This window comes from Nonomuraea sp. B19D2 (genome assembly GCF_040137845.1).
Classification (GTDB): domain Bacteria; phylum Actinomycetota; class Actinomycetes; order Streptosporangiales; family Streptosporangiaceae; genus Nonomuraea.
Genome location: NZ_JBEFAK010000025.1, coordinates 103,892 through 118,353, shown reverse-complemented (window position 1 = coordinate 118,353; position 14,462 = coordinate 103,892). Strand labels below are relative to the sequence as shown.

The 14,462-nt window shown below is 72.6% G+C and carries 10 protein-coding genes; 7 read left to right on the top strand and 3 right to left on the bottom strand.

Features of this window, described 5'->3' with window-relative positions; translation table 11 throughout:
* Positions 1 to 4 precede the first annotated feature (4 nt).
* From ABN273_RS36455 to ABN273_RS36435, 5 genes are read left to right on the top strand one after another with little or no spacing between them, the layout of a single operon-like run.
* Positions 5 to 610: a response regulator transcription factor gene (locus tag ABN273_RS36455; RefSeq protein ID WP_349453661.1), complete on the top strand. Its 606-nt coding sequence runs from the start codon at positions 5 to 7 to the stop codon at positions 608 to 610.
* Positions 611 to 661: 51 nt separating this feature from the next.
* Positions 662 to 1,222, top strand: coding sequence for a DUF5987 family protein (locus ABN273_RS36450; protein WP_349453660.1), 561 nt, complete (start codon positions 662 to 664; stop codon positions 1,220 to 1,222).
* A complete protein-coding gene (locus ABN273_RS36445) occupies positions 1,219 to 2,877 on the top strand; it encodes a GMC family oxidoreductase N-terminal domain-containing protein (protein WP_349453659.1) in 1,659 nt (552 codons plus the stop codon). Before ABN273_RS36450 ends, ABN273_RS36445 begins: the two co-directional genes overlap by 4 nt.
* Entirely contained in the window at positions 2,874 to 3,908 is a 1,035-nt protein-coding gene (locus ABN273_RS36440) for a carboxymuconolactone decarboxylase family protein (RefSeq protein WP_349453658.1), read from the top strand. Before ABN273_RS36445 ends, ABN273_RS36440 begins: the two co-directional genes overlap by 4 nt.
* Positions 3,909 to 3,934: 26 nt before the next feature.
* The gene (locus tag ABN273_RS36435; RefSeq protein ID WP_349453657.1) at positions 3,935 to 4,738 is read left to right on the top strand and encodes a TIGR03084 family metal-binding protein; all 804 of its coding nucleotides are present in this window, start codon (positions 3,935 to 3,937) and stop codon (positions 4,736 to 4,738) included.
* A gap of 83 nt (positions 4,739 to 4,821) precedes the next feature.
* On the opposite strand, the gene ABN273_RS36430 is transcribed toward ABN273_RS36435, so the two are convergent.
* Positions 4,822 to 6,489, bottom strand: coding sequence for a (2,3-dihydroxybenzoyl)adenylate synthase (locus tag ABN273_RS36430; protein WP_349453656.1), 1,668 nt, complete (start codon positions 6,487 to 6,489; stop codon positions 4,822 to 4,824).
* 211 nt (positions 6,490 to 6,700) lie between these two features.
* Between ABN273_RS36430 and ABN273_RS36425 the strand changes: the two genes are divergently transcribed.
* Both ABN273_RS36425 and ABN273_RS36420 read left to right on the top strand, forming a co-directional pair.
* A complete protein-coding gene (locus ABN273_RS36425) occupies positions 6,701 to 12,115 on the top strand; it encodes a type I polyketide synthase (RefSeq protein WP_349453708.1) in 5,415 nt (1,804 codons plus the stop codon).
* 38 nt (positions 12,116 to 12,153) lie between these two features.
* The gene (locus tag ABN273_RS36420) at positions 12,154 to 12,852 is read left to right on the top strand and encodes a class I SAM-dependent methyltransferase (RefSeq protein ID WP_349453655.1); all 699 of its coding nucleotides are present in this window, start codon (positions 12,154 to 12,156) and stop codon (positions 12,850 to 12,852) included.
* Between the two features lie 10 nt (positions 12,853 to 12,862).
* Here ABN273_RS36420 and ABN273_RS36415 read toward each other — a convergent pair whose 3' ends face one another.
* Positions 12,863 to 13,576 (bottom strand): class I SAM-dependent methyltransferase, encoded by a 714-nt coding sequence (locus tag ABN273_RS36415; protein ID WP_349453653.1) that lies wholly within the window; start codon positions 13,574 to 13,576, stop codon positions 12,863 to 12,865.
* 21 nt (positions 13,577 to 13,597) lie between these two features.
* On the bottom strand, positions 13,598 to 14,461 hold the full coding sequence (locus ABN273_RS36410) for a ChbG/HpnK family deacetylase (protein WP_349453652.1): 864 nt from the start codon (positions 14,459 to 14,461) through the stop codon (positions 13,598 to 13,600).
* Position 14,462 lies beyond the last annotated feature (1 nt).

Below are 14,462 nucleotides of genomic sequence, written 5' to 3'. Positions count from 1 at the left end.
GCACATGCTGAAGCTGCTTCTCGCCGAAGACGTTCGGATCGTGCGGGGAGCTCTCGTGGCGCTCCTGGAGATCGAACACGACCTCACCGTTGTGGCGGAGGTGGAAAGCGGCGATCGGATCGTGCCCGTCGCGCTCGAGAAACGTCCCGATGTGGCGATCATCGACATCGACCTGCCGGTGATGGACGGTCTCACCGCGGCGCAGGAGCTCCATCAGCGCCTGCCGACCTGCCGCAGCCTGATCCTGACCGGGCTCGGCCGGCCGGGCACCCTCCGGCGGGCGCTGGCCGCATCGGTGTCCGGTTTCCTCCTCAAGGACACGCCGGCCGACCGGCTGGCCACGGCGGTCAGAGAGGTCGCCGCCGGTGGACGGGTCATCGACCCGCAACTGGCCCTGACCGCCTGGGACGTGGGCGAGAACCCGCTGACACAACGCGAGATCCAGGTCTTACGCCTCGCCGCGAAAGGCGCGGAGCCGCCGGAGATAGCGGCCAGCCTGCACGTGTCCCCCGGGACCGTACGGAACTACCTTTCGAAGATCGTGGTCAAGCTCAACGCCCGCAACCGGGTGGACGCCATCCGCATCGCCACCGAAGCCGGCTGGTGCTGACCGGGCTCGCAAGGAGATGCGCGCCGATCCTGGTGCTCGGACCATGGAGGCATGGATTCGGACCGAGCTCATGAGCGCACGCTCACCTTGGAGGCGTTCGCCGACACGATCGTTCCCGGCGAGAAGCGGTTTCCCGGCGATGTCGCCGTCGCGGGGGCCTCGCAGGGCGGCGGCGCCGTCGCGGCGGGCGCGCTGCCGCTGCTGCAGTGGGACGCGACCGGGCTGAGCAGCGCGCTCGACGACTACGTCAGGGACCTCAACGCGCACACGCGGCGGTACGCCGCCGAACACCGGCTATCGCTGGATCCGGCCCTTCCCCCGTTCGCCGCCCTGCCGTTCGGGCGGCGCACCGAGCTGGTGACGCTCTTGACGTCGCCCGGCCATCCCGAGCAGGAGCTGTGGATCCTGCTCGCGCTCTTCTGCTACATGTCCTACGACGCGGCCCCGCACCTGCACACGGCCGAGGCGATCGCGGGCGGCCATCCCGGGCTCACCTCGATGGGCATCACACCCCCTGATCCCGACGGTCTGTGGCGTTACCCCAGGAACTCCTACGGCCGGCAGCTGGCCCGCCTGCACCCGGACACGACCGCGTCAGGGAGCCTGCGATGACCAGCGTGGAACGCACCGACGTGCTCGTCGTCGGCAGCGGCTTCGGCGGCGCCATCGCCGCCTACCACCTCGCGGCCGGCGGCGCCGGAGTGGTCATCCTCGAACGCGGGCCGTGGCTGGAGACAGCCGAGTTCGAGCACGACTACAAGCTCGGTTCGTCGTACACGAGGATCTTCGACTTCACCGTGGGCGACGGCATGAACGTGCTCGGCGGCAACTGCGTCGGCGGCGGCAGCGTCATCTACTTCGCCGCCATGCCGCGCGCGCCCCGGTTCGTCTTCGAACGGCAGGGCGGGATCGGCAGGAGAATGTGGCCGGCGAGCATCAGCCGGGACACGCTGGACCCGTGGTACGACCGCGTCGCTGAGTCGATCCCCGTCAGCACGCAGGGGTGGGAGGACGTCTCCTATCCCGGCGGCCTGTGGGCCGCGGCCTGCGACCACTCCGGCCGCACCGCGAACCCGGTGCCGGTCGCGATCGACAACGACACGTGCGTCAAGTGCAACTGGATGATGGCCGGGTGCAGGTTCGGGGCCAAACGCTCCCTGCTGACCAACTACCTTCCCGCGGCCGTCGCGCACGGGGCGAGCGTACGGCCGCTGCACGAGGTGCAGCGCATCACGCGGAACGACGACGGCGGCTACCGCGTGCACTACGACGTCATCGACGGCGAGGACTACCGCGTTCGCGGCGAGCCGGGCGCGATCGACGCCAAGATCGTCGTCCTCGGGGCCGGCGCCGCTGCCACCCCGGTCATCCTGCAGCGCAGCGAACCGGGGCTCGGCCCGATGCCCCACGCGGTCGGGCGGTACTTCTCGGGCAACGGGGAGCGGCTGGTCACCGCCGTCATGAACGAGGATCGGGTGCGCGACGTGCTCGGGCTGGAGCGCGAGGACGGGACGGCGTACGAGGCGTTCCACATCGGCAAGGGGCCCTGCGTGGCCAACTGGGATCGGCTGGACGGCTCTCTGCCCGAGTTCAGCCGCTATTCGCTGGAACAGCTCTACTTCCCCCCGGGCCTCGGCACGATCCTGGCTCAGGTGCCCGGCGGCCTGGCGCCGGCCCCGGGACCGTCGTGGTTCGGGGTGTCGAAGAAGGAGATGCTCAAGCGCTGGAAGTCCTGGCTGATCATCTTCGAGATGATCGAGGACAACAACGAGGGCGTCTTCGGGCCGCCTCCGCCCACCGGCAACGCGGTGCGGATCAGCCAGCAGATGCTGGGGCGCGGAACGTTGCGCTACGACCCGTCGCCCAGCACGCTGCGGGCCTGGGCGCAGGCGGACGCCGAGGTCAAGGAGATCCTCGGACGCGACGGGCTCGGCCATGCCGAGGCGTGGTCCAACGACGTGGTCGGCGCGTACACGGTGCATCCGCTGGCGTCGTGCCGGATCGGGGACGACCCGGCCACGTCGGCTCTCGACGACCGCCACGAGCTGCGCGGCCACCCGGGGATCTTCGTCACCGACGGTTCCGCGGTGCCCGGCGCGCTGACGGTCAACCCGGCGATGACGATCGCGGCGCTCGCCGAGCGGGCGGTCCCCGGCATCGTCGAGGCCGCGCGAGAGCGGGGCGTCCAGGTGCGTTACGGCGCGCCCGCCCCCGACGGCGGCACCAGCGGGCGACGCGGCGTCATGCACCTCACGGGCAGACCATGACGGGACTGCTCGCACGCGTTGCCCGGCGCAGGGCGCTGGAGCGGGTGAACCACGTCGCCCCCGTCCCGCCGGGCGCCGCGCGCGGGCTGGTTGCGGACGTCTACGCCCAGGTCGAGCGCGACTTCGGGATGCTCGCGCCGCCGATCGCGCTGCACTCGCCCGCACCAGACGTGCTGGCGGCCGCCTGGGCGATCCTGCGTGAGTCCCTGGTGGCCTCCGGAGCCGTGAACCGCACGGTCAAGGAGGCGGTGGCGGCCGCGGTGTCGAGGCGGAACGCCTGCCCCTACTGCCTCGATGTGCACGCCACGATGGCGTACGGGCTCATGACCGAGCGCGACGCCGCCGCCGTGGCGGCGGGCAGGACCGGAGAGATCGCCGACGCCGGGATCCGCCGTGCCGTGGCGTGGGCCGTGGGCGGGCTCGACGACGTGCCGGTGCCGGTCGAGCAGGCCCCGGAACTCTGGGGCACGGCCGTGACCTTTCACTATCTCAACCGGATGGTCAACGTGTTCCTGCCGGGAGGTCTGTTCCCTTCCGCGGCCGTGCCGCGCCGGTTGCTCGGTCTGCTCACGCGGTCGCTCGTACGGGGAGTACGGGAGCCGGGAGCCTCGGCCCGCCTGCTCGCCCCCGCCGCGCTCCCGGACGACCTGGGCTGGGCCTCGGGGAACGCCGCCGTGCGGCAGGCGTTCGCGAGCGCGTCCGCCGTGCTGGAGGCGGCCGGGGCCACGGCGGTCCCCGATGACGTGCGCGAGCTGGTGCGCGGCGAGCTCGCGGCGCGCGGGGGACGGCCGCCGGGCCCGAGCCGCGGCTGGGCGCAGGAGGCCGCCGCGCGGTTGCGTCCCGCCGAGCGGGCCGCCGGCCGGCTGGCACTGCTGACGGCGATCGCCGCGTACCAGGTGGACGCGAGGGTGATCGACGATTTCCGCCGGGACCCGGCGGACGACCGCAAGCTCATCGAGCTCACCGCATGGGCGAGTTTCACGGCCGCCCGGCATTGGGCGAACGCGGCAGCACAACAAGCACACAGGTAGCCAGAGCAGAGAGGACTGACTGACGCATGAGCGAATTGCCGAACGTGATCGAGGACCTCACCGCGGAGAGCGCGGCGCTGGATCGCATCCTGGCCGGCCTGGCCGCCCCACAATGGGCGGAACAGACCCCCGCGCCCGGCTGGACGGTCGCCCATCAGGTGGGGCACCTGGCGTTCATGTTCCGGATCGCGGGGCTGGCGGCGTCCGACCCCGACGCGTTCCGGGCGATGACGGCGTCCATCAAGGGCGGTTTCAACCAGGCCGTCAACGCCGCGCTGGCGGAGTACGTCGTGCTGTCGCCCGCGGAACTGCTGGCGCGCTGGCGGGAGGAGCGCGCCGCCGGGATCCGCGCCCTGTCCGCGGTGCCGGCGGGACAGGTGGTCCCCTGGCTGGTGCGGCCGCTGCCGCCCGAGATCCTCGCCTCGGCCGGCATCATGGAGACGTTCGCCCACGGCCAGGACATCCTCGACGCGCTCGAGATCCCGCGCGAGTCTGCGGACCGCCTCAAGTATCTCGTCCTGTTCGCGGTGCTGACCTGGGACTTCGGTTACCAGGCGCGCGGGCTGACGCCGCCGGACGTGCAGTTCAGGTACGAGCTGACCGCGCCGTCGGGCGAGCTGTGGGCGTACGGCCCGGAGAGCGCCGACCAGCGGATCACCGGCGCGGCGCTCGACTTCTGCCTGCTGGTGACGCGGCGCCGGCACCGCGACGACTGCGACGTCACCGCGGTGGGACCCGACGCCGACGCGTGGCTGGACATCGCTCAGGCCTACCGCGGGCCCGCCGGCCCGGGCCGCCGCCCCGGCCAGTTCGCGGGGGTTCCGGCGTGATGACCCGCAGTGGGAAATCACCGGCGCCCGCCGCCCGTGACGGTCGGCGGGCGCCGGTTTCATTCCATCGCGGCCGGCCCGGGTCAGACGGGCAACCGCCGCTTGACGTCTTCCCGCAGGGCCGTCTTGTCGAGCTTGCCGACGTTGGTCACCGGCAAGGAATCGACGAGGACCACCTTCTCGGGGAACTTGAACCGGGCCACCCCCGCCTCCAGCAGCACCGCCCGGACCTCTTGCAGGGTCACGTACGCGCCGGGGGCCGGAACGACGTACAGGCACACGGTCTCGCCCAGCTCCTGGTCGGGCATCGCCACCGCGGCGGCCTGCCGGACGCCGGGAACCCGATGGGCGAAGTTCTCGACCTCCTCGGCGTTGATCTTCTCGCCGCCCCGGTTGATGACGTCCTTGTCCCGGCCCGTCACCACCAGGTTGCCGTCCGGGGTCCGGCGCACGACGTCGCCGGTGCGATACCAGCCGTCCCCGACGAACGAGCGGCTGTTGAGCTCGGGCGAGCGGTAGTAGCCCCTGATCGTGTAGGGGCCGCGGGCCAGCAGCATCCCCGGCTCTCCGGGCGGCACCGGCCGCCCGTCCTCGCCCACGATGAGGATCTCGTCGTCGGGGGAGATCGGGCGTCCCTGCGTCCTGGTGATGACGTCCCGCGGATCGTCGAGACGGGTCAGGCACAGCAGGCCCTCTCCCATCCCGAACACCTGCTGCAGCGTGCAGCCCAGCGTGGGGCCGATCTCCTCGGCGACGCCGTCGGCCAGCCTGGAGGCGCCGACCTGCAGCAGTCGCAGCGAACTCAGGACCGCGCCCGGATCGGCGGCGCGATGCTCCAGCCAGCGCTGCACGATCGCCGGCACCACGGACGTGGCGGTGACCCGCTCTCGCTCGATCAGCGGCAGCGCCTGCTCTGGAGCGGGGGAGCGGGCGATCACGACCCTGCCGCCGGCCAGGAGCGCGCCGAGGACACCTGGCCCGGTGTTGACGAACCCGTGGCCGAGCGGGAGCACGGCGAGGTACGTCGTGTCCGGACCGAACGCGCAGATCTCGGCGGCGCTTTTGATCATGTACGTGAGGTCGTTGTGGGTGCGCGGGATGAGCTTGGGCACGCCGGTGCTCCCACCGGAGAGCAGCAGCGTCGCGACGGCGTCCCCGTCCGGCGCGGCCGAGTCGAGCTCCTTCGCGGTCGCGTCCGGATCCTCGGCGGGCTCGCACAAGGCCCCGAAGCCGATGGCCCCTGGCCCGGCCTCGGCGCCCACCACGACGACGTGTTCGCAGCTGGGGACGGCTGCCGCGATCTCCAGCGCCATCGCCCGGTGGTCGAAGCCCTTGAACGTGCCGGGCACGACCAGCATCCGGGCCTCGGCATGGGCGACCACGCCGAGCACCTCGTTCCGGCGATGCTGGGGCAGCAGCCACACCGGCACCGCGCCGAGCCGCAGGCACGCCACGGTCAGGACGACGAACTCCCAGCGGTTCGGCAGCTGTATCGCGACCCGGTCGTCGGGACGCAGCCCGAGCGCGCGCATCCGGGCGGCGAGGCCGTCGGCCCCGGCCATGAGCTCCCGGTAGGTCATCCGGGTCGTGCCGTCGACGAGGCACGTGGCGTCCGGATGCTCCCGCGCGGCCCGCGCCAGGTGCGTGCCCAGCGACAGCCCCTCCCAATAGGAAAGGGCCGTGTAGCGGGCCGCCGCGGCTTCCGGCCACGGAACCATGCCCGATCTGGTCGGGTGTACTGCTGCCGACATGACGCTCCCCGGAAATAGCGGCTCGCACTCTCGCCTGGAGCATAGGAAGCGCTGTCTGAATCCGTCATCTCGGTTATTGCGTGGCCCGAGCGGCACGACTGGAGATGTCCCGGAGATTCGCGCCTGCCGAAAATAGCCTCACCAGGATTGTCAGCTCCCATGATTTCCGCGGTATCCGTTGCAGAGGAGAGATCACTTGAGTGAGCACGCAGTGTCCGGCGAGCCCATTGCCATTATCGGAATGAGTTGCAGGTTCGCGCCGGACCTCAACTCTCCCGAGCGGCTCTGGGAATTTCTCGCCGCCGGCAGGAGCGCAGTCGGTGATATGCCGGAGAAACGCTGGAAGCCGTACGCGGCGAGCAGCCCGCAGGCGACAATGATCATCCGAGAGGCGACCCGCCGCGGCTCGTTCCTCGACGACATCGAAGGGTTCGACGCCGACTTCTTCGGGATCTCGCCCAAGGAGGCCGACTTCCTCGACCCGCAGCAGCGCTTCATGCTCGAGCTCTCCTGGGAGGCCCTGGCGAACGCCGGCATCGCGCCGCTCTCGCTGACCGGCACCGACGCGAGCGTCTACGTCGCCGCCAACTCCAACGACTACGGCCGCCGCCTGCTCGAGGACATACCGCGGACCGGCGCCTACGCGGTGAACGGAACCACGTTCTACGGCATCGCGAACCGGGTCTCGTACTTCCTCGGCCTGCGCGGGCCGAGCATGGCCGTCGACACGGCGTGCGCGGGCTCCCTGACCGCACTGCACGTCGCCGGCCAGGCCCTGCGGTCGGGGGAGACGTCGCTCGCGATCGTCGGCGGCGTCAACATCATCGCCACGCCCGCGCTCAACGTCGCCCTGGAAGGCGCGGGCGCGATGTCCCCCGACGGCCGCAGCAAGGCGTTCGACAAGGACGCCGACGGCTACGGCAGGGGCGAGGGCGCGGGAGTCGTCGTCATCAAGCGCCTGGCCGACGCGCGCCGCGACGGCGACCCCGTGCGGGCGGTCATCCTCGGCAGCGGGGTCTTCCAGGACGGGCGCTCCGACGGCATGATGGCGCCCAACGCCGAGGCGCAGGAGCACATGCTCCGCGAGATCTACGCCCGCATCGGGGTGGCGCCGCAGGACGTCGACTACGTCGAGGCCCACGGCACGGGCACCCCGGCCGGCGACGGCATGGAGATCAAGGCGCTCTCCAGGGTGCTCGGCGCGGGGCGGCCGCACGGACGTCCCTGCTTGATCGGCTCGGCCAAACCGAACATCGGCCACGTCGAGGGCGGGTCGGGGATCGCCGGGGTCATCAAGACGGTCCTCGCCCTCGAGCACGAGCAGCTGCCGCCGAGCCTGCACAACGTGCCGAACCCGGCCCTCGCCGACTCCGGTCTGCGCCTGGTGGGCGCGCCCACGTCGTGGCCCAGGAGCGGGCGCGCCAGGATCGCCGGCGTCTCCAGCTACGGCGTGGGCGGCACGATCGCCCACCTCGTCCTCGAGGAAGGCGACCAGCCCGCCGCACCGGCGAAGGCACATGACCGCACAGCACTGGCGGGTGTCGATTGGCGTGCGGTGCCGGCGAGCGTCGATGGGCGCACAGCGTCGGCGGGCGTCAATGGACGCACGGCGTCGGCGGGCGTCAACGGGCGCGGGGAGCCCGTGGCCGAGGCCGCGTCGGACGAGCCTCAGGTCTTCCCCCTTTCGGCCATGTCGGAGTCCGGGCTGCGCGCGCTGGCGGGCTCCGTCGCGGACTGGCTGACCGGTGAGCGGGACGCGCCGCTGGCCTCGGTCGGGCACACGCTGTCCCGGCGCCGCTCCCACCTGGCGCAACGCGCGGTGGCGATCGCCGGCTCGGCCGCGCAGCTGACCGAGCGCCTGCGTGCCTTCGCCGACGAGGGAACCGCGCCCGGCGTGCTGTCCGCCCGTGTTCCCTCCGGCCGGGAGAACTCCCTGGTCTGGGTGTTCTCCGGCCACGGCGCCCAGTGGCCGGGCATGGGCAGGAAACTGCTCGCCACCGACCCGGTGTTCGCGGCCACGATCGACTCCCTGGCGGACGTCTTCCGCGACGAGCTGGGCTGGACGCCCCGCGAGGCGATCGCCGGCGGCGGCCCCTGGACGGCGGCCCACATCCAGGCGCTGACCTTCGCGATCCAGGCCGGCCTGGCCGCGGTCTGGCGCCGGCTCGGCGTCGAGCCCGACGCGGTCATCGGGCATTCCGTCGGAGAGATCGCCGCCGCAGTGGCCGCGGGCGCGCTCGACCTGGAACAGGCCGCCCGTTTCGCCTGCCGGAGAGCGGCCGCGCTGCAGCGCCTGGAAGGGCAGGGCGCCATGGTGATGGCCGGTCTGTCCTTCGACGAGACCGCCCGGCGCCTGGCCGGCCAGGCCGGCCTCGAGGCGGCCATTTCCGCCAGCCCGCATTCGACGGTCATCTCGGGCGACAAGGACGCCGTGGACCGCCTGGCCGCGCGCTGGGCCGAGGAGGGCGTGGAGCTGCGGAAGGTCGACACCGAGATCGCGTTCCACAGCCGGCACGTGGACCGCGTCCTGGCCGAGGTCGAAGCCGCGGCGGCGGAGCTCACGCCCGTACCGCCGCGCATCCGCCTCTACAGCACGGCCATGGCCGACCCGCGATCGACGGCCGCGCGCGACAGCGCGTACTGGGCCGCCAACCTGCGCAATCCGGTCCGCTTCTCCGAGGCGGTCCAGGCGGCGATCCTGGACGGTCACCGGCTGTTCCTCGAGATCTCGTCGCACCCCATCGTGACCCACTCGATCATGGAGACGTGCCAGTCCCTCGACGTGGACGACGCGGTGCAGGCCGTCACGTTGCGCAGGAACACCGACGAGGCCGAGACGATCCTCGGCAACCTCGCCAAGCTGCACTGCGACGGCGCCGAGATCGACTGGTCACGGCACCACGCCCATGGCCAACTGCTCGGCCTGCCCGCCGCGGCCTGGCAGCACCGCCCGTACTGGATCTTCCAGGAGTCCACGGCGAGCGCCGGGCTCGGGCAGGGACACGAGCCGGACCGCCATCTGCTGCTGGGCGGCAGGATGACGGTCAGCGGCGCCTCCGCCAGGAAGGTCTGGCAGACCCACCTCGACATGTCCTGCCGGCCCTACCCGCAGAGCCACCGGCTCGACGGCGTGGAGGTCACCCCGGCGGCGTCCATCCTCAACACCTTCATGGCCGCGGCGGCCGAGGACGGCGGCGTGCCGCCCGCGCTCGCCGACATCGGGCTGCGCACCGCGCTCGCGGTCGAGCCGCCGCGCGTGGTCCAGATCGTCCGGGAAGGCAGGTCGTTGTCGCTGGCCACCCGGCTCGCCGACGCCGGCGACGACGGCGACGAGTGGATCACGCACACCACCGCGGCCATCGACTCCAGCGGCGTGCTGCCCTCCGGCACGCTGGATCACGCGAGCATCCGCGCCCGCCTGCCGCTGAGCATCCCCGCCAGGATCGACACGATGTTCGCGCGGATGGGGGTCGAGGGTTACGCCTTCCCCTGGGAGCTCGACGAGTTGCGTGGCGACGACCAGGAGCAGCTCGCTCTCATGGTCATCGAGCCCGGCCCGGCCACGCGCGCGAGCAGCTGGGCGCACGTGCTGGACGGGGCGCTGACGATCAGCGCGGCGGTCGTGTCGCCAGGGGACGCCGACGTGCTGTGGATGTCGCGTTCGATCGGCAGAGTGGCCTTCCACGGCGAGCCGCCCGCGCGGATCATCGTGCACAGCAGGCGCGCACCCGCCTCCCCAGAGGACACCGTGGACGTGCTCGTCGCGAACGCGGACGGCGAGATCGTCTGTGAGGTCACCGGCCTGCGGTTCGCGCCGGTCGACCACTTGGGCACCGCCGTTCTGCCGCGAGACCTCGTCCACGAGGTGGCGTGGCGGAGCCTGACCCCCGCCGGGAGCACGTCCGTCGAGCAGGTCGTGCTCGTCGGCGGCGACGACGCGGCCGCCGTGCTCGCCGCCCAGCTCGAAAGCGCGGGCACGCCCTGCGTCGTGGTGTCTGCCGGCGGCACGGACGACTCCTGGGCGACGGAGCTGGACCGCGACCTGTTCACCCGGCCCGGCGCGGTCGTCGTCGTCCCCCCGCTGGGCGGGCCCGGCGACCTGGAAGCGGCGACGGAACGCGCGACCTGGACGCTGATCCGCACCGTGCAGCGCCTGGTGGAGATCGGCAGGAACGGCGGCGCCGCGCCGCAGCGGCTCTGGTGCGTCACTCGCGGCGTGCGGGACGCCCACGACCGGCGCTCCCTCTCGCACGGCCCGCTGTGGGGCGTGTCCCGCATCATCGCCGGCGAGCACCCCGACCTGTGGGGCGGGGCCGTGGACCTCCCCGACGTGCCGGACGACACCGGCTCCCGGCTGCTCGACCTCATGCGCGGCGCCGCGGGTGACGAAGACGTCATCTCGCTGACCGGCCACGGACCGGAGGCCGCGCGGCTGAGCCCGATCGAGCGCAGCGCCGACGGCCGGCCGCTGCGGTGCTCCCCGTCGGGAACCGTCCTCATCACCGGCGGGCTCGGCGCCCTCGGGCTGGAGGTCGCCCGATGGCTGGCCGAACGCGGGGCCCGCAGGCTGCTCCTCGTGAGCAGGAGCGGGCTGCCGCCTCGCGCCGAATGGGACTCGATCGGCGACCCCGACGTCCGCCGCCAGATCGACGCCATCCTGGCACTCGAGGCGCTGGGCGTCACGGTCGCCGTCGTCCGGCTCGACATCACCGACCCCGTCCAGGTCGAAGCGGTGCTCGCGCCCGGCGCGCTCGGGCTGCCGCCGATCACCGGCGTCGTGCACACCGCCGGCGTGGTCAACGACGCGATGGTCGACAAAGTCGATCGCGACGGGCTGCGCGACGTGCTCGCGCCCAAGGTCGACGGCGCGCTGGCGCTGCACCGGCTCTTCCCGCCCGGCCGGCTCGACTTCTTCGTGCTGTTCTCCTCGTGCGGGCAGTTCGCCCGCCTCACCGGGCAGGCGAGCTACGCGGCGGCCAACTCGTTCCTGGACGCCCTGGCCCGGCACCGCAACGCGGGCGGGCACACCGAGACGATCAGCCTCGGCTGGACCTCGTGGCGCGGCCTGGGACTGTCCAGGAACCTCTCGGCCACGATGCTCGAAGCCAACTCGCGCGGCCTGGAAGCCGTCACGGCATCCGAGGCCTTCAGGGCGTGGGCGTTCGGCGACCGGTTCCAGTCCTCCTACCAGGCGATACTCCGGGTGCTGCCGACTCCGCCGAACACGCCGCGGCTGCCGATGTTCAGGGAGCTGACCGCCCCCGACGGCAGCGCCGCCGCCGCGGCGGCGGACGGCATCGCCGTCGACGTGGCCGCGCTCTCCGACGAGGAGGCCCGCGACCTGGTCACGGAGGACGTACGCGCCCAGGTGGCGGCCGAGCTCAACCTGAACCCCGCGGACGTGGACCTCAAGCGGCCGCTCATCGAACTCGGCGTCGACTCGGTGCTTGCCGTGCCGCTGCGCATGCGGCTGCAACGCCGGTACGGGGTCGAGCTGGCGCCGACGATCCTCTGGGCGAAGCCGAACGTCGTCGCGCTGGCCGAATACATGATCGAGAACCTTCGCGCCCGCCAGGAGGCGGACGTGGCGGAGCCGGCGGCCGAACCGCTGGTCGCGCTGGTTTAGGGGGCTCGGCTGAAGCGAGGACCTGGGAAGGGAGCACCGTGAGATCGGCTGAAATCCACCGCATGGCGGACATCGAGGAACGTCACTGGTGGTTCAGGGAGAAGCGCAACATTCTCGCTCGCGAGATCCGCCGCCTGGGCCCGCCGGGACGAGCCCTGGACATCGGGGCCGCCGGCGGCGGGAACTCCCAGGTCCTGGTCGAGCACGGCTGGGACACCGTGGTGGGCGACATCTCGGAGACCGCCGTGGACATCGCGCGCGCCCGCGGGCTCAACGCCGTGCACGCCGACGCGCGCGACCTCCCCTGGCCGGAGGGCACGTTCGAGCTGGTCACCGCGTTCGAGATCCTCGAGCACATCGAGGAGGACCACCTCGCGGCGGCGGAGATCTTCCGTGTCCTCCGCCCGGGGGGCACGGCCCTGATCACCGTCCCCGCCGACATGCGCCTGTGGTCGGCGCACGACGAGGTCGCGCAGCACTTCCGCAGGTACAGCCGTGACGGGCTGGCCCGGTGCATCCAGGACGCCGGGCTCGTCATCGACGAGATGTGGAGCTGGAACGTGCTGCTGCGGCCCGTCGCCGCATGGCACCGGCGGCGGGCGACCGGTAGTGACGTCGTCGCGCCGCCCGCCTGGATCAACGCCTGCCTCACCGTGGTCGTGGCCGCCGAGCGCCACCTCCCGGTGAGGTCGCTCAACGGGGTCTCACTGATCCTGCGGGCGCATCGAGGCACATGACAGCCGGCGGCTACTCGCCGGCGGCGGCGACATCGGCCCGGTGGGCGAGGAAAGCCCACCGGGCCCGGTTGTTGCCGAGGTTGGCCGGCAGCCGTCTGCCCGTGAGGCGCGCCTGGCCCGCCAGGATCGTCAGCCGGCGTTCGTCGAGCCGGGTGAGGCCACGCCGGCGGCGGGCCCGCGAGTACGGTGAGAACGCCGTGCGCGCCAGGGAGGCCACCGCGGCCACGAGAAAGCCCGCCCTGAAGGCGAACCGGAGCAGCTCCACGGCGTCCGACAGCAGGCCCGCTCCCGGAGGCACCAGGTCGCTGAGCACCAACCGGCCGCCGGGCGCCAGCAGGCGGTGCGCCGCACGCAGCAGGACGTTCAGCTCGTCCGCGGTGAGGTACTGCACCACCGAGTGCACCACGATGAGGTCGACGGACCGGTCGGCGAGCCGGGCCAGCCCGTCCGGGCCGATCACCGTCACACTCGGGTGGCGGGCGAACCGGGCGGCCAGAGCGGCCCGCATGGTGTCCGCCGCCTCGCAGAGGATCACTTCCCGGCAGACCTCGGCGACGCGGCCGGCGGACAGCGCCTCACCCGGGCCGTAGTCGAGGACGCGGCCGGCGCCGGGCGGCAGCAGGGCGATGATCTCCTCCGCCATCGCGCTGTAGTGGCATCGCCTGTGGCGGTCGTTGACGTACAGGCTCTGGTCGCCGTTCCACGCGTCGAGCCAGGCAGACATGTGATTCCTCCTCCGAGACCCCTATGCGGGCGACGGCCGGCCGGCCGGGTCCGGCAGGTCGGCGTAGGTGCCGGTGCGGAAGCCGTGCCTGGCGATCCTGTCTCGCAGCTCCCTGCTGGTCAGCGCCGCGAGTTCGCCGGCCCGGTGAAAGCCCCACGAATAGCGGGCGCGGGCGGCGTCGTCGCAACCCTCGCCGGGGTGACAGTTGATCTCGACGGTGGCGGCGCCCGAAGCGGCCAGCCGGTCGATCGTCGTCATGAGCCGGGGCAGCGTGAGGCGGCCCGCCTCGTCGAGTCCGGCGTACGCCTCGGGGTTGAGCAGGCCCGCCGCGCTGGTGCGCCGCGCCAGCCGGCCGCTCAGGTGGCGGATCCCCGCTCCCTTCGGCCCGCGGGCCCGGCTGGACGGCAGCCGTACGGCCCGGACGCGCCAGCGGCGCGCGAGAGCGACGAACACGCGGGAGACCGGCGGCCACAGATGGAGATGCTGATGAGTGTCCAGGTGGGTCAGGCGCAGGCCGCACTCGCCGGTGAGCCGCTCGAGCTGGGCGGAGAACTCCCGCTCGACGTCGGCGGGATCGATCCGTCCCGCCGACGCCCTGGACAGGAAGGCCCGCCAGTCCCGCGGGAAGCCGCCGCGCCGCGTCGTGAGCGTGGGGATCTCCCTGCTGGTCAGCACCGGCGGATCGACCCCGATAAGAGCCAGGTGCGCCCCGGTGCCGAGCGCGGGCTCGTCGGCGAGCCAGCGGGCCGTCCGCCGCACGCACGGCCCGACCGCGAGGACGGACGTGCTGGTCACCACCCCGTGCCGGTGGGCACGCAGGATGCCGCGGGCGATCCCCTCGGTCAGCCCGTAGTCGTCCGCGTTGATGATCAGGAGCCTGGTCATG